At 47.5% G+C, this 16911-nt stretch carries 14 protein-coding genes; 1 reads left to right on the plus strand and 13 read right to left on the minus strand.

Translation table 11 applies throughout. The features are described 5' to 3' along the window. Positions 1–59: 59 nt before the first annotated feature. The 10 genes from putA to H595_RS0107795 form a co-directional block, all read right to left on the minus strand. Complete coding sequence (gene putA, locus H595_RS0107740; RefSeq protein WP_027670701.1) at positions 60–3863, minus strand: bifunctional proline dehydrogenase/L-glutamate gamma-semialdehyde dehydrogenase PutA; 3804 nt, start codon at positions 3861–3863, stop codon at positions 60–62. A gap of 352 nt (positions 3864–4215) precedes the next feature. After that, a complete protein-coding gene (locus H595_RS0107750) occupies positions 4216–4896 on the minus strand; it encodes an endonuclease/exonuclease/phosphatase family protein (RefSeq protein WP_027670702.1) in 681 nt (226 codons plus the stop codon). A gap of 264 nt (positions 4897–5160) precedes the next feature. After that, entirely contained in the window at positions 5161–5844 is a 684-nt protein-coding gene (locus H595_RS0107760) for a DUF2589 domain-containing protein (protein ID WP_037054073.1), read from the minus strand. A 55-nt stretch (positions 5845–5899) separates the two neighbouring features. Beyond that, positions 5900–6439, minus strand: a complete 540-nt coding sequence (locus tag H595_RS0107765; protein ID WP_027670705.1) for a DUF2589 domain-containing protein — start codon at positions 6437–6439, stop codon at positions 5900–5902. 209 nt (positions 6440–6648) lie between these two features. Further along, entirely contained in the window at positions 6649–7287 is a 639-nt protein-coding gene (locus tag H595_RS0107770; RefSeq protein WP_027670706.1) for a PEP-CTERM sorting domain-containing protein, read from the minus strand. A 180-nt stretch (positions 7288–7467) separates the two neighbouring features. Beyond that, entirely contained in the window at positions 7468–8454 is a 987-nt protein-coding gene (locus H595_RS0107775) for a tetratricopeptide repeat protein (RefSeq protein ID WP_051219784.1), read from the minus strand. A gap of 196 nt (positions 8455–8650) precedes the next feature. Beyond that, entirely contained in the window at positions 8651–9682 is a 1032-nt protein-coding gene (locus tag H595_RS0107780; protein ID WP_027670708.1) for an RDD family protein, read from the minus strand. A gap of 73 nt (positions 9683–9755) precedes the next feature. Then, a complete protein-coding gene (locus H595_RS0107785) occupies positions 9756–10283 on the minus strand; it encodes a lipocalin family protein (protein WP_027670709.1) in 528 nt (175 codons plus the stop codon). 156 nt (positions 10284–10439) lie between these two features. Beyond that, positions 10440–10652: a hypothetical protein gene (locus H595_RS0107790; RefSeq protein ID WP_027670710.1), complete on the minus strand. Its 213-nt coding sequence runs from the start codon at positions 10650–10652 to the stop codon at positions 10440–10442. A gap of 81 nt (positions 10653–10733) precedes the next feature. After that, complete coding sequence (locus H595_RS0107795; protein ID WP_027670711.1) at positions 10734–11171, minus strand: OsmC family protein; 438 nt, start codon at positions 11169–11171, stop codon at positions 10734–10736. 406 nt (positions 11172–11577) lie between these two features. Between H595_RS0107795 and H595_RS0107800 the strand changes: the two genes are divergently transcribed. Then, complete coding sequence (locus H595_RS0107800) at positions 11578–12417, plus strand: substrate-binding periplasmic protein (protein ID WP_027670712.1); 840 nt, start codon at positions 11578–11580, stop codon at positions 12415–12417. A 3-nt stretch (positions 12418–12420) separates the two neighbouring features. On the opposite strand, the gene H595_RS0107805 is transcribed toward H595_RS0107800, so the two are convergent. The 3 genes from H595_RS0107805 to H595_RS0107815 all read right to left on the minus strand — a co-directional run bounded on the left by H595_RS0107805 (position 12421) and on the right by H595_RS0107815 (position 16863). After that, entirely contained in the window at positions 12421–13650 is a 1230-nt protein-coding gene (locus tag H595_RS0107805) for a sensor histidine kinase (RefSeq protein WP_027670713.1), read from the minus strand. Further along, positions 13650–14372: a response regulator transcription factor gene (locus tag H595_RS0107810; protein ID WP_027670714.1), complete on the minus strand. Its 723-nt coding sequence runs from the start codon at positions 14370–14372 to the stop codon at positions 13650–13652. The genes H595_RS0107805 and H595_RS0107810 overlap by 1 nt, the downstream gene beginning before the upstream one ends. Positions 14373–14451: 79 nt before the next feature. Further along, positions 14452–16863, minus strand: a complete 2412-nt coding sequence (locus tag H595_RS0107815; protein WP_027670715.1) for a TonB-dependent receptor — start codon at positions 16861–16863, stop codon at positions 14452–14454. Positions 16864–16911: the final 48 nt, after the last annotated feature.

A 16911-nucleotide genomic window follows, 5' to 3' on the forward strand; every position in this document is an offset into this window, starting at 1 on the left:
AGCCGAAATAATGGCCCGCAGGATGACGAACAGCAGATGAATAGGGTTAAATTAACCGGTTACTCATCATCCTCAACCATCGTCATTAACGACGTATTTCCGCCAGATGCGGTGGTATCAATACTGATGGTTTTCTCGGTAACCAGCCGTTTAATTAGCGTGTCATAGTACTCGGCACTGATCACCGGCAAAATGGCCCCCTCTCGCTGCGCTAACTGCTCGCTAAAGTAGCCTAAGCGCGATGAGCGTGCTGCAACCACGGCGCCAGCCAAATGCGCATGGGCTAAAATCGCCTGCAATTGGTCCGGCTTAGCAACCTGAAACACACCGGGTGCGACACCCGTGGCAATGAATTTGTCTCTAAAGGCCATGGCCTCTTCAAAAAACAACTCAGACGCTACCGTGATAACCGTATTACCGGCCCCAAGTGCAGTAATAATGGAGATAGCCCAGAAATTAAATGACGTACTCTTATCGGCATAACATACGACGCAGCCACGAGGCTCTATGTGCAACGTATTAGACTCACCGGTAGGGCCGGGCAATGTGGTGCACTTGCGCATATGTTTTTCCAGCCGGTTTAGCTGTGCACGGGCATCGGCTAAGGTTAGCGCTAAGTCGTCGGCTAACTCGTCAATAATGTCGACAGTGGCTATTTTGGCCAGTAATTGCCGCAATACCGACACGCGATCGTTCAACGGGGTGGCACGCCAGGTTTTTTCATCCCGCATTGAGTTTGCCATCAGCAACTGCACCTGGGCATCAGCATCCGGGTTGTGGTGCAAGTTTAACTGGTCTGGGGTTAAGTTCGTCATCTGCACATTTTCTGGCGAGGCTTTCTCTTTAACCAAACGGAGTAAATAGTTGGGGCCACCGGCTTTGGGGCCCGTGCCAGACAAACCTCTCCCCCCAAATGGCTGCGCACCTACTATGGCACCTATCATATTACGGTTAATGTACACATTACCGGCACGTGACATTTTCGCCAGATAGTTGCAGCGGTCTTCAATACGCGAGTGAATGCCCATTGTTAAACCGTAACCGGTAGCGTTAATCTGGTCGATAACATTATCCAGTTCACTGGCTTTATAGCGGATAACATGCACACAAGGGCCAAAGACTTCACGTTTGAGTAATGACAAATCGCTGATTTCATACAAGCGCGGCGCAAAAAAGAACGCGCCTTGTGTCGCGTTATCCGGAATATTGCATTGATAATGCAACGTGGCTTTGTCGGCTAAATAATCTACATGTTGTTGTAGGGTTTTTAACGCCCTTTCATCGATTACCGGGCCAATATCGGTGCTTAATAGCGCCGGATCGCCCACATGTAATTCTTTTAATGCGCCTTTAATCATCTCGATAATGCCATCTGCGACATCTTGCTGAATAAACAGCACTCGCAATGCCGAGCAGCGCTGACCAGCGCTTTGAAAGCCTGAGCTTATAACATCGTCTACCACTTGCTCTGGCAGGGCAGTGGAGTCCACTATCATGCAGTTTTGGCCGCCAGTTTCGGCGATAAGCGGTACCTGAATATCATTACGGGCGGCCAGCGTACGGGAGATTAGGCTACCCGTTTCGGTTGAGCCGGTAAACATCACTGCCTGAATACGGGCATCGGGCAGCAAGGTATTGCCTACGTCACTGCCTCGGGCAATGACAGCTTGTACTACGTATTCTGGTAAGCCAACGGCATGCATTAACTCAATGGCCCGCAAAGCAATAAGACAAGTTTGCTCTGCTGGCTTGGCAATGACGGTATTACCGGTAACGATAGCGGCAGCGACCTGACCTAAAAATATTGCCAGCGGGAAATTCCACGGGCTGATACACAGCACGACCCCCCGCGGTTCAAAACGTTCGTCTTTGGCCAGCTCTTCTGCCCGGGCGGCGTAATAGCGACAAAAATCTACTGCTTCACGTACTTCGTCAATGCCATCTTGTGCCACTTTTCCGGCTTCTTTTATACAAATAGCCACCAGTTCGTCATGATGACGCTCTAAAATATCCGCGATGCGGCGCAGCAAGTTTGCACGTTGGGTAATGGGTGTTTGTGACCAACTGCTAAATGCGGCATCAGCATTGCTCAGCATCTTTTGCATATCATCGGCATTATGCAAGGTAAAATGGCCGATAATCTCCTGCCGATTGGCTGGGTTTCTCACAGCTGATGCACCAGCAGGAATATCGCTTTGCGCAAACCGATGTTCAGCTAACCAGTTGTCCAGGTTCGCTTTAAACGGCAATAAGGTGTCTATATCCGTTAAATCTAAGCCTTTTGAGTTAGCCCGTTCAGCGCCGTATAAATCAACGGGCATTTTAATTTGCGTGTTGTACTTATTGCGTAGGCCTTGCAGGGTTTCTACGGGGTCGGGCAATAACGCTTCAACGGGTTGGCTTGTATCCACTATGGCATTAACGAAAGACGAGTTAGCGCCATTTTCCAGTAAACGGCGTACCAGATAGGCCAGCAAGTTTTCGTGTTCGCCTACCGGGGCATAAACCCGACACTGAATTTTCTCAGCACTGACAATTTGATCAAACAGAGATTCGCCCATACCGTGTAAACGTTGAAATTCAAAACCGCTGTTGTTGCCTTTAGCTACTTCTAAAATGGTGGCCGCTGTGTAGGCGTTGTGCGTGGCAAATTGTGGGTACAACACATCTCGCGCTTCCAGCAGCTTAATGGCGCAGGCTTTGTAAGACACGTCTGTAGACGCTTTGCGGGTAAATACCGGATAGTGATCAAGGCCTTTTTGCTGAGTGGTTTTAATTTCAGTGTCCCAGTAAGCGCCTTTTACCAGTCGTACCATCAATTTACGGTTAACTTTGCGGGCTAAATCGGTTAGCCATTCAATGACAAAAATTGCGCGCTTTTGATAGGCTTGAACGGCCAGGCCAAAGCCGCTCCAGTCACCCAACTCGTCGTCGCTTAATATGGCTTCAATGATATCCAGCGAAATATCTAAGCGGTCGGCTTCTTCTGCATCGACGGTAAAACCAATATCGTAGCTTTTAGCAACTAACACCAAGGCTTTAAGCTTAGGTAGTAGCTCAGCCATTACCCGCTCGCGATGGCTGAACTCATAACGTGGATGAATAGCAGACAGCTTTACTGAAATGCCAGGGCTTTTTATCGGTCCTTTGCCGTTGGCTGCTTTGCCAATTGCATGAATAGCAGTTAAGTAACTTTGGTAGTAGCGATCAGCGTCCTGCATAGTGCGGGCACCTTCACCCAGCATGTCATAGGAGTACACATAGCCTTTTTGCTCTGTATCGGCGGCCCGGCTAATCGCATCATCAATGGTTGTGCCCATGACAAACTGTTTGCCCATAATTTTCATGGCATAGTTAACTGACTTTCTGATCACGGGTTCACCTAAGCGGCCCAGGGTTTTTTTCAGTATGCCAAATTGCTTAGCCTTGGTTTTATCGTTGTAATTCACCATTTTACCGGTAACTAACAACCCCCAGGAAGAAGCATTAACAAACAAGGAGTCGCTGCTACCTAAATGTGAGCTCCAATCGCCTTTGGCTAACTTATCGCGGATCAGGGCTTCCTGAGTGCTTTTATCGGGCACACGTAGTAAGGCTTCGGCCAGACACATCAGAACCACGCCTTCTTCGCTAGATAACGAAAATTCATTTAACAGTGCATCAATACCACCCTGGCCGTCCTGATCTTTTCGAATAGTATGGACAATCTGCCGTGCCCGCTCCCAGGCGCGGCTTCGGGCTTTTACACCGACTTCCGCTAAAGGTAACAGGTGATCAAGAACGGTATTCTCGTCGATACGGTAAAAATCACGAATTTTTTGTCGTAGTGCGCATTGGGTGGTTAAATCAGCATTAAATAACATAAGTCAGCCTGTAACAGGGGCATAGCACAACAGTAGGTGCAAAGCCGAGTGAGCAATTATCTATCAGGGTCATAAAACCTTGAGGCTATACTAATGAAAATGCGGCAAAATTGGCTGGTTTATTTTGCGGTAAAAACCATAATTAACATGGCTATAATTTGGTTTTGCAGCATAAAATGCTGCTATTTTGGCTTTGTTGTAGTTGTTGCTATGTAATATCGGCGGCTATGGCCTGTAAAATGTTTTACTGATTCGTTGAGCTGAATCGTTTTGCTCAATAATTGTTTAGTTGAACAGGTCCATTCGAAAACGTTAAAATATTATCAGTTAAAGTTGCCATTTCGATAAGGCCTTAGTCTGCCTGATAAACGACTGGTTTATGATCCGGCCCCGACATATCTGAATAAGCCGGGTTCCATTTCATAGGGTTAGCCAAATCAAAGCCGCTAACCTGGGTATTTTTCCCCGCAATACACCAATCTAAAATACCACCTTTACGCTGTGTACAATCTTGCCAATAACTATAAGCATGTGCTCCTGCAGGCATAGCGAGTTGGTTGTACTTACTGTAATCCCAATTCATATCGCCGGTGATGAGCCAATTAGAGGTGCTATTGTGCTCTAGTATTAAGGCTGCCCATTCAATTTGGCTTTTCGTTAAATTGGTCTGCCCGGATTTAAAGTGTGCAAAACCAACATAGGTTCCTTGTAAGGAAAAAATGCTTAGGCTGCGATTCAAATAACGCAGCGGAATATCCTGGATCCACTGAATCGTTTGATTTGTACGAAACATAATAACGTAGTCGTTACTGTAGCCGCCATGAACAGTATGAATAGTGTAATCAGGATACACCTGTTGCAGAAAACTAATGTAGTCCAGTGAGCGTGCGCTATGTACTTCACACAAAAACAGCACGTCTGCGCCAAGGCCATCTGAAGCACAAAGTTGGTGAATAAAGTCAGAGACTTTACTTTGTTTCTCCAAAGACGAAGATTGGCCATTTTTTTCTAAATTCCAGCTTGCAATGATCATGGCATTACATCAAAGGTTTAGCATGGGCATGCTGTTTTATTTGTTCCAGCTTATCAAGACTTTGTTCAAGTAACTGTGTGCTTGTTTCATTTGCCACAGACAAGCCTGAACCACAGAGTGAACAAGTAAAAATTGCGCCTTGAAGCAATAATCTGGGTTCAAGTGCAATGGAACCCTGGTGGCAATGTGGGCATTGTATTGTTACCGTATTCATTATAATTACCTCATATAATGCGGGCATCAGCTTGCTGATGCCCTCCGTGTCTAGGCTGCTTTTTCTTGAGCAGGCATTTCTATCGGTGTAATGTTGTTGGTATAGGCTTGTATAATGACACCGACACCAGGTGGTAAAGGGAGTTGCCCGGCATGCACATCTACTGTGTATGTCGCTGAGTTACTTTTTTGATAGTGCGTACTGTTGGTGGTGCTGCTTGAGCTATCATGCGATACGCTGCCTTTCACTTCTACGCTCCATAAAAATCCGCCAATTTTGGCGTCAAAACTGCCTTCTGCATGAGTAGACTCTGAGCTGGTATCACTGTGGTCTTCGCTGTAACTGCTGTTTACCTGCATTACAAAGTTGACGTTGACGTTGTCAACCGCTAGGGAATTCAGCGGTAAGATAGTTAATAGTGGTAATTTAATTGTTGAGTTTATATTTTGAATTACAGCAGGATCACCTGCTTTTGCTCCTGGTGTAATCACCCCTCGGGTTAACTGCATTTCAATCATTGTTGGTTGGTAAACTTTAGCATCCGTTTTACCCCCGCTTGTGTTTGATGCTTGGGTAAAACAGGTCTTCATTAGAAAATCAACTTGGGTTAGCGCCATTTGTTGATTTGCTTTTGCTGCGGCCATCAACGGGCCACCAATTAATGAGCCCATAGGTAAACCGGTAAACTGCTGCGCCATGGAGACCAGGGCTGGACCATTTGATGTATCTGCCATATTGTCTTTCCTTCTGCTGGTTAATGTTGATCAACACAATGTGATCGGGAACGCTCTAACTTGGTATTTGCGCGCGCACAACTTTGTCATACCCTTCAATCACAGCACTTATTCCCGCGGGGCGGTTTGTTGTTGTTATTTTCATCGTGAGTTTGGCGTTAGGTTTGTTGTCTTGAGTTTTTTCACCGCCAAACATGGATTTTTTCAGTTGAGGAAAGCCAACAATAATGTCGTCATCTCTTTCTAAAAACTCTAAATCAATTTCTACTGTCATTTCGGTAGGTTGTAGTGTGGTAATCGGAGCGAGGGAGATAAGCGGTACCATCACTTGGTGTTCAACGATGCCTTTAGCCGTTTCACGCGGGTACGTCATGGCCACCATTTTAGGAATGAGCTGTGTTTTATTTGATTTGGGATCAAAATTTAAAAATGGCTCAATTTTGACATTATTGTTTGGGTTTTCCTCAGGCGATTGACGCATCGGCACTTCATCAAAATAGCTGGTGAGAATTTTGACGTTTTCCTTTGCTACAGCATCAGAAGCTGTTTCTATGGCTTGTTGAATTGCCGCTATAAATCCATTCAGCTTTAGCATTTTTTTATCACACCTTGCATTCAAAGAATATTTAGCTTGGCAGGGGAATAGCAAATAAAAAGCAAGAAAAGTGAATATCAGATTAATGTAAAAACTTAATCATCTGTTTGTTGGAGAATAAATTTATCCGCTTGAATGCGCATCGTATGCATAAAAAAACCTCAGACTTGCTGAGGTTCTATAAAAATATTTAAGTATGCTACTAAAGCTTAGACTTTTTTCTTCTTACGTGAAAAACCAATACCCGCTAAACCCAGACCAAGCAATGCAATGCTAAGGGGTTCCGGTACTGACGCTACACCTGGCTCACCTTCAAGCCGGTAAGCGAAGTCTCTGCCGCCCCAATAACCAGTATAGCCAGAGCCATTAGCAACAAGGGCTTCGGTAATATTTACCCGATTATTAATTAAGGTTAGGTGTACATTTTGTGCGTTATTGGCTCTAAGACCAATAAAGTAGCTTCCAGCCATTAAATTAAAGCTTGTTACATCGATACTGTAGTCAACTAAATCCCAACCGCTGAAATTTAAGCCAGTATCATTTTTAGCAACAGAACCCACATTGCCGCTAAACAATATACCGCCAGGAAGGCCGTTTAAGACGGAGCGAATTTCCCAATCCATATTGCCGATATTGTCTAAGTTACCAAAATTCGCAAAAGCATTAACCGTAATACGGCTAATGTCATAGCTACTGTCTAAGGTAAAATCATCATAACTAAAATTGTATTTAAACGGGTTGTTACCTGTAGCAACACTTTCCAGGCCTTGCTCATAAATTAGACCTGCATGAGCATTTGATACGAATAAAGCAGAGGCCAGTGCAGCGCCTAACAACAACTTATACATGTAAATATCCCTATATCGACAAAAGTTTAGTAAGCTGCAAATTTCGCGCCACTAGTTTATCTATTTGTTTTATAATGATATTTTTTGTTTGGTTGTCGCATTGCTAGGTGTTGTGTAAATTTATCTGACAATTGTGTCAGTTTTTTTGCTAAGTGCTAAGCCCACTAGAAATTGAGCGTATTATGAAGCGTGTGGCCATTCACACTGTTTGACGAGCTGGAACCATGGACGTTCGAATACCTTATTTATTGGTGGTTGAGGTAGAGCAACATTAACACCGAGATAGGATGCAACGTGGTGATAGATCAACGTTCTAACTTTATCATCTTCCAGTTTGTCATAAGCTTCCAGCAGCGCTAAGCGCTGCTCAGTAGTGACAACCGTACCATGTTGTTGTTGAAAACGGGTGTCCAACCAGAACAACAGCGCCTGCTTACTTTCATTTGGAAAGCTTGCAGCAAGCGTGGCAGTTGGGCCGTAAAGTCCTTGAAAATTATCAAACTGTTGCTGTAGTAAAAAGGACGCTAAGAGATTTGTTCCTGCCGATATTTGCCCGGCACGTTGACTAATCGATTGATAATGCTTGAGCGCTTCACGCAAGTGCGCCTCTGCCAGAGCAAACTTTCCAGCGTCCAGCGCCAGTAGTCCCAGATTATTTTCTACCATCGCCACAACATTTGTCTGTTCAGACTGTTTAGCCAGCATAAGCGCGTGGCTAAATAGCTCGCGGGCTTTTTCTGTATCGTTAAGCTGTCGTGCCACTAACGCCATGCTGTTTGTTAACGTTAGCCGTTGTTTATCTGTAGTGGCATATTTATACGAACATTCAAAACTAAGCTGGGCATCATGCAGATATTGATTGCGACGCAACCAAATACCTAATGCGCTGTTAATGGAGGTAAGCTGCTGTTGAAAATACGGCTGCTGTTCATGTTGGAAAACCAGTTCCAGAGTTTGTAGTAATAAATCCATTTTGCTTGTTGGTACTGCTGCTCTTAGTACCAATACGTGTCGGCGAAGTACTTGCTCTAAAGGCAATTTATCTGCGGTGTTAAAGCTTTCCAGCAAGCTAAGTGTTTGTGCAGGATTAACGGTGAGGTAATCTTCAGCTTCGTCTAAAATTGCTGACGCATCTGTTGCAAATGCAAGCGAACAGGGTACTGTCATTAATGTGCAAATTAGCACGTAACACTTTAACAAAATGACGCTCGTAGCGGTTGGTTTAAACCTTGACTATAGCGGTATAATAACGCGACATCAAAAAAGCAAAAGCGCCGGTTTGACATAAGTGGCTTGGTACACTGCAATAACAAAACCACCTTTCTGATTAACAATAACCCGCTAACGGGTTTGCCTGGCGTGATTAGTTTTTTATGCGTAATACCAGGGTGTCAGCCAGTTTATCCTGAATGGCTTGACGGTTTGGGTCCCAGTAAATTTGGAAAAACCCCAAAAGCCCGGTAGCCAAACCGGCACTATAGCCACCTTGACGACCAAAAGCGCCCCACAATGACAACGGCTTATTGTCCAGTTGCACTACCTTGATACCCAGTAGCTTTTTACCCGGAGTTTGGCCGTTATTCCAGCTGGTAAACACCGTTAAGTACGCCACAGCCCAACCAAAGCTGATGCCTAAATCTGCCAATATACCCTGAGCCCATTTCATCACGCTATGATCAGACTGTTGCAGTTTTTGCCACCAGTTTAGCTTTGCAGGTGCGGCTGAAGTTTCTGACGGTGCCTGTTGCACCAACAGTTGGCGTGCGTCTGAAAGTGTAGCCCGAAGTTGCTGCAATAGCGTGAGTTTTTGTTGTTGCTGCTCTGCGCTAAGTACTGAGTTTGCAAGCAAGTCTGTTAGGGTTTCCTCGGCTTGGCTATTGCTTAGTTGTTCATTTTGCAGTGCCGAAATCAGCTCATTGGCTTTGGTGTCAGCGCATTTTTCATCGCAATTATTACCAATTGCAATAGCCGCCGTGCTCAGTTCAATTGCGGATGCTATGTCCATAACAGTGTCTTCATCTACGTTGTTATTTTCTGTGTAGGCAAACACCAGCATTAGCGGCATTAACAGCAGTAAAATGTTGCGCCTTTTTATATTTTGCAGCGCATGGCAGCGCCAAACCAGATAAAGATATAGTGGTGTAAAAAAAGTGACGCCGCCGCCAGCCAGCAAAGCGATAAATACCCCGTCTATACTTATGGCTAAGGCCCTACGCCAAGGGCGTGCCAGTGTTAAACCGAACAGGGAGGTATTTACGGCAAAGTCATGCGGGGTAACAATGTTTCGCACTTCTTTAGGGGTTAACTGATGGCCCGTAGCATCGACAAAGGTATCGGGGGCTATTTCAGTTAAATGCGTGCTGTGCTTAATTGGCGTGGTTATACCGTCACTCATAGTGCAAGTCCGTGTGCTGTTTGCCAATACTCTAACGCCCTGATCAATAAAGCGCAAATATCAGCTTAGGGTATTAGCTACATTGCTGCAGCCATATCCATTGTTGTTTGGCAATGCCCAAACTTAATGCAAATGCCATGTAGTCATCACAGACGGCTTTTTCCGGGGTTTTACTGCGCGCCAGTAACCAAGCGTAATCCAGCGATGGGCCAACCACCAGCGCCACACTGTAATCATCGGTTAATTTGGCAATATTGTAACCTCCGTAAAATGGGCCAAAAAACGACACCTTTAGTGCGCCGGTATTGCTATCACCGACAAAGTAAGCCTTGCCTTCAGCCTGCTGCCAGCTGTTTTCTTCGGTACTAAAGCCACGGTTTACTACTTTCACTCCACCATCATCGCGTAGAGTGTAGTTAGCGGTTACTTCTGTTAAACCTCTTTCAAAGCGGTGATCCAACCGGGCAATTTCATGCCATTCACCCAGATAACGATTTAGCTCAAATGGTGTTTTCGGTGTAACACCCTCTGGCACGCCAGTACAACTTTGCAAAGCAAAGCCGCTGGCAACGAGTACGGCAATCTTAAGCAGAAATTTCATAACAACCTTTAATTTACGCTTTAAAACACAAATACTACGCCGCTTTAGCGGCTTTGTATCAATTTGCTGTTGGGTTTTTATTTATCGCTATATGGCTTTATGAACCTGAAATATAAAGCGGTTAACCAAGCAGGCTATAAGAAGTGCTTTACGACGTTATGCCGTTACAGGAACTGCTTCCAGTAACGCTAAAATAGCGGGGTTATTGTCTAGCCTGGCTAGATCAAGCAGGTAGTCTTTCTCCAGTGGTTGCATGCTTTGGTTGGCCAGTAACTCTTTTAGCAACTGTTCTTCACCATTAACGATGGCGGTTTTTAACGCCGCATAGTGCATAAAACTGTGTGATTCTTCCGTTTGCTCAGATGTCATTGGGCGCCTCTAATTTTGCTTAATGCGGCCCGTTTCAATGCCAGTAAAAACGGGCGCAGTTGGTTAAAGCCTATGCTTTAGTTAATTACCTTCAAACGAGGTAATGTCTAAGGTTGTATCGCAATTTAGCAGCTTGGATATTGGGCAGTTTAACTTCGCTTCTACCGCGGCTTTTTCAAAATCCGCTCCATTCATGCCCGGCACCTTGGCGTCTAATTTAATTTCGGATTTGGTAATGCTAAAACCATCGCCCTCTTTTATCAGGGTTATTTCGACCTTAGAGGCTAAGCTACCTTTGCTAAAACCCAGCTTAGCCAGACCAAAAGACAACGCCATAGTAAAACATGACGCGTGTGCAGCTGCAATTTGCTCCTCCGGGTTAGTACCTGCCTGGTCTTCAAACCGGGTATTAAAACCGTAAGGTTGGTCTTTTAATGCACCCGACTGCGTTGAAACATGGCCTTCGCCGTCTTTGCCCAGGCCTTCATATTTTGCAGTAGCCCAATTAATAATTGCCATGTGGTTCTCCTTAATTGATAACGGTTGTTGATATTGAGGATTTTGTAAGCGCTAAAAATAACTTATGACAACCTGGTTACAGCAAAAGCTGTTCCACACTGGCAAGGCCACGCCGACAGGGCGCCTAAACACATTAACCTTAGTCTGTGCCGGTAATGTATTCACACAAATGCGTAAAGATTGTAAAAATTGCAGGGTTTACTTGTAACTATACGGCCGAATCTTATGGCTTGATCCACATCACGCCTGCCAAATAAGTGTCAATCATAAAATAGTTAGAGTGTTGCTTGTCAGTATTGGAATAGTTTGCAACAAAAATATAACGAAATTAGGCTAGTGTAGTGCCTTTCTTCTACACTGATCGTTCTACCTGGCCCTTATTGCTTTTTTGCGTCTGGAGCATTCATTGAAAACAACACTAACCTTTTTATTGTGGTTGTTCATATTAACGCTGTTACCGTTAGCTGCTGAGCCAACTGTAACAGCCGGAACAACAGCAAAAAAACCGCTGCGCATTATTACTGAACCTGCCAGCCGAGGGCGGCTAAAAGACAAGCACGGCAGTGTTTATGGTATGTCTACGCAAATTGTAAAGGCGATACAGAAGCAAGTCGGCGATAGCACCACTATTGAGATTTTACCCTGGGCGCGGGCTTACGCTATTGCTGTAAGCAGTGACAATGTGGCGGTGTATGACACCATAAGAACCCCCGACAGAGAACATAAATTCAAATGGGTAGGGCCTATTAAACTTTATTCGGTAAACCTTTACGCCAAACGTGGTGTTGTAGCCCCAAATGCCAGCCTGGCAGATTTACTACAAAACCATGTCGCCTGTGAAACACGTAACACCAGCATTGTTAACGAGCTGCTGACCCTGGGCTTTGAAATAGATAAAAACCTGATCTTAAGTCTTAAATCCGGCGATTGTTATAATATGCTTAAAATCGGTCGTGCCGAGTTAATTGCCATGCACGGTGATGTTACGCCCAAGCGTATGGCGCAGCTGCAAGACGCCGGGTTGGATTTACAAGCGGTATACCCCTTACAAAATATTGAAATGTATCTGGCTTTTTCCAGGCAGGTGGATGATGGCGTAATACGGCAATGGCAGTGCGCATTCAATAAACTGGTACTGCAAGGACAGTTCCGACAGTTGTATTACGATGAATACCCAGAGGTGATGATAAGTAAAATTGAAGGCCGTGCAGCACTGTCACAACAACAGCTGCTCTGCCTGCTGTAGTTGTTACCATGAGAGACGGGCGACGACCCGCGTTTCATCCGCCAGCAGCGAAAACGACCAGCCATTGCGCTCACACAGCCGTTGCACTATCCCCAGGCCCAGGCCATAGCCATGCGACGATGCCCCGGTTGGTGAGTGCTGCTCATCCGCAGCACTGCTCAGCTGATTGGTGACTAACAGCTCGCGCTCTGCGATACGAATGGTTACCGGTCCCTGCCCGGTGAGCGTATGTTCGAAGGCATTTCGCACCAGATTATTCACCGCGGTAGCAAAAGCCTGTGGATGGCCGCAGACACGGGGATTGGCAAGATGGTCTATTTCAACATCGACCATCTTGCGGCTTAGCAGGTAGCGTTGCTGTTCTATGGCTTTGCTTACCAGCGGCAGCACGAAAAACTGCTCATCATACAAGCCGTCGTCGGTTTCGCGGGCGAGACAGAGGAACATTTCAATGGTGGTTTGCATATCAAGGGTGGCCCGGCGCACCCGATCCAGCGTCTTGATATCGGCTGCTGACAACTCGCTTTGTTCCAGCAGCTCAAGTGCTCCTGTAATTACCGTGATGGGGGTGCGCAGCTCATGGCTGGCTGAACTGGTAAAGTAGCGCTCCCTGGCGACAAAGGCGCTGATCCGCTCAAGCGTCTTTTCAATGGTCGCAGCAAGTACACCAACCTCATCATCACCGAACCGGCCAGACTCTATGCGTTTATAATCATCCATCGACAGCTGCTCAGTGTCGATGTCTGCGACCGCTTTGGCCAGTTGCGTCACAGGAGAAACAGCTCTGCGCATCACCAGCACGCCCAGGCCGAAACCCAGCACACCAAGCGTACCGACAACACCGCTGATAACCAACAGCAACCACCAGTCCTCTGATGACGCCGCTTCAATGCCGGCAACGTCGAACACCACAAAGGCTTGTTGCGGTTCATTAGCGGTTTTGATTACCGCGACATGCAACTCTTCGGCTTCGAACTCATATATTCCCTCAGCGGGGTTGGTCTGTGCCCAGGCCCGCAGTGATTCCGGTAAGCCGGCAACCGTATCGTAGCCGCGCAGGTTCGCCGGCATCACAGGGTAGCTTTGGGCGGCAACCTGCAGCTGCTGCGTCAGCACCCGGTCTTCGCTGAGTCTTATCGCAGCGAGGAAAGCGAATCCCCAGACTACGCTGAGTACCGCAACACAGAGTGCAAAGGCAATAGCGACACGCTGACGTAAACTGTGCCGGTACATTACCTGGCATCCTCCACATCTTCAGCATCCTCTGCAAGGCGGTAGCCGATGCGATGCACGGTATGGATCAGCGGGTTGTTAAACGGCTTGTCTATGACCTGGCGCAGTTTGTAAAGGTGCGAGCGCAGGGCATCACCATCGGGGGGCTCGTCAGCCCACAACAACGTTTCAAGCTCATCGCGGGCGACAACAGAAGGCGCTTGTTCCATCAGGCGTTGCAGCAGTCTCATGCCGGCAGGGCTGAGATCGATGCGTTGCCCTGCGCGATGCACCTGCTGCGTGGCCCGGTTCAGCGTCAAATCAGCCACAGCTAACAGGTTGTCGGTTCTGCCGTGGCTACGTTTGTACAGCGCCTGCAACCTCGCATGCAGCTCTTGTAAGGCGAATGGCTTGACCAGGTAGTCATCGGCGCCTGCGGCAAAGCCTTTTAGTTTATCGTCAAGTGTGTCCCTTGCCGTTAGCATCAGCACCGGGGTTGATATTTCGGCATCAGTGCGCAGTTTTTGGCAGAAACTCAGGCCATCCATGCCCGGCAGCATCAGATCCAGCACAATAACGTCGAACGGGTTGGTCAACGCCAGCTGCATCGCGCTGATGCCGTCATAGGCAAAATCCATCACATAGCTATGCTTTGCAAGATAGGCCGCAATGTTGTCGCAGATGTCGCGGTTGTCTTCAACAATCAGCACTCTAACCGGCACCTCACCAAGTTTGCGTAACATCTGCGACTCCTTCCTACCCGTTTTTATCTGGCCCGATTTACCATACCGGGTCTACCATGCCAGGTCTACCACACCAGGTTTACCAGGCATAGTCCAGCCGCAAACCAATCAGCGGCTCGGCTTCGCTACTGTCTTTTACCAGCACGCCGCGGCGATAGTCAAATTCGCTGTCGTCGCCCGACGATGCGGCCGTTACGTTGATCACATCCAAAAAGGCGGTTACATCTATCGGGCCGAATGCACGCCGGTAGTCAACGCGAACGTTCAACAAGCCTGAACTGTCTTTGCGACCGACATTGCGCTCTGTGATCTCTTTTGCGTAGCGTAGCGGTTGCCCGGGCCCCAATACGTCTGCGTAAATAATAAAGTTGTCGTCCGGCCGGCCGGAAAGGTATTTATAGCGCCCGGCTACCTTCCAGCGGTTGCTTATTTCCCACGTCAGGCCCAGCGTTGCCACATGCTTGCGGTTAAATTCAGCGGCTACGTCACCGCGGCCGTCTTTGCGATCAACCACGGCATCGTTGTAAGAATAGGTTGCGCTGGCGTACAGGCCTTCAAAAATAGTACCGTTTACTACTATATCAACACCATAAGAGCTGCCGTCAGCGATATTGGCATAGGTGCCGTTGGCGCGGTCCAGATCTGTCACCAAATCGTCGAGGCGTTGATAATAAGCCTCGGTTAACACCGACCAATTGCTGGTGGGGAAATATTTTACACCGACGCTGGTATGAGTAATTTTTTCAGTCTTCAGCTTATTAGACTCGTTAGCAGTAAGCTCTAAATACCGTGGTGACTGACGAAACAGCCCGGCGCTGGCAAAATAGCGTACTTTTTTACCGGGCTGCCAGTTTACGCTGAACCTGGGCGAGGCGAAGCTTTCGTCGGCAAAACCGTCGTGCTCAAGCCGTAAGCCGGTGCCAAAATCCCAATTGCCGAATTGGAAAACCTGCTCTGCGTAGCCGGCATAGCTGGTTTCTTTTTGGCGTATTGCCGAGTTTAAGCTGTCGGGCGTAAGCACAATATAACGCTGCCCGGGGTCTGGTCTAAAATCATCGTCGTCGTAAACAAAGCGGATCCAATCACCATCTAACACCGTGCTATAGTCCAGTTCAATTTGCGTTAGCCGCACACCGGCACTGAACAGACCCCATTTATTCACGGTCTCAAAATCGCTGCGCCAGCCAACCTCTGTTTCAGCTTCAGCAATGGTAATAATGTCTTCCCGCAGTGGAAAATCAGCCGCCGGTGAGCCTTCAGGTACCAGATCAGGAAAGGCTTCCCCTTCTGAACTCAGCTTGTCGCTTGAGCGGTAGTAAGCTCTGTTGGTCCAGACTGCTTTATCACCCACTAATGAGCGTAATGTCAAACCGTATAAGTCGCTGTCTTGTTCAGCATATTGCAGCGCAACATCCTCGAAATCGGGCGACTCAAACACGTGTGTCACGTCGCGGCTATAGTCCTCGTGGGTATCTATCAGCAGCACTTCTAAAGTGTGGTTTTGGTTGATGGGTATCACCGATTTTACGATGATGTCCCTTAACACCGGCTCGCCAATGTCCAGCTCTTCAATGGTTTCAAACAATTTGCCGAAATCCAGCCGCCGCGCCGAAATCAGCATCGTTGCATCTGGTGTGATACCGGCAGGGCCGTCGTAACCCACTTCATAACCGGCAAGGTCGTAACGGAAACTGGCTGACGGGCCCGGGTTGCCGTCGGCGACATCCAGTTTCAGCAGCGATGCCGCACGGCCACCATAAGCGGCACTCCAGCCACCAGGAGAGAAGTCGGCACCACCTATAACATTCGGTGCAAAAATCGAGAAACGGCCACCACCACCAACATCTTCCTCTTCACCCAGAGTGGCATCAAAATGCACCGCTTTATCAAACGGAAAGTCATCAACTAATAACAAATTATCTCTTGGACCACGGCCGCGTACACTAAAGCTGGCGAACTCGCTGGCGGATGCCAGACCGGGTAAACCGTCCAGCGACAGCAGTGGATCTGCGCCACCGCCTACAGCGCTGCGCAAGGTTTCCCGGTCGAGATAGGTGCCGGAGCCAGAACCAAAGGCAGCAGTTTGCTGTCCGCGCACCAGCACTTTCTCAATTTCCACTTCGCTGAGTTTGAATTCAAGCTTGATATTTTTGCGCGTAATCACCCGTACGCTTGGCTCATACACGGCAGCAAAGCCGCTTTTAGCCAGGTTTACCGCGTAGAGTCCGGGGTTAAGCTGTGCCACGACGACACGACCTTGCTCATCGGTGGTTAGCGTTTGGGTGGTATTACTTTGCCGTTCCGTCAGCGTGATCTGCACAGTGCCAAGTGGGCGATCTGTCTGCTGATTTTTGACGATCACCGTCAGCGCCCCCGGGGCCTCAGCGGCGCCGGCAAAAATGGGCAAGCCCAAAATCGGCATGCCAAGCAGCAGCGTCCACAATCTCAACCACAGTTTAAACCACGATACCTTGCGTAAGTGCCTGCTCATATTATTATTCCTCCAACTATCAGCCGTATTTATCCGATGCAACGTTGT

The organism is Rheinheimera baltica DSM 14885, from assembly GCF_000425345.1.
GTDB classification, from domain to species: Bacteria; Pseudomonadota; Gammaproteobacteria; order Enterobacterales; family Alteromonadaceae; genus Alishewanella; species Alishewanella baltica.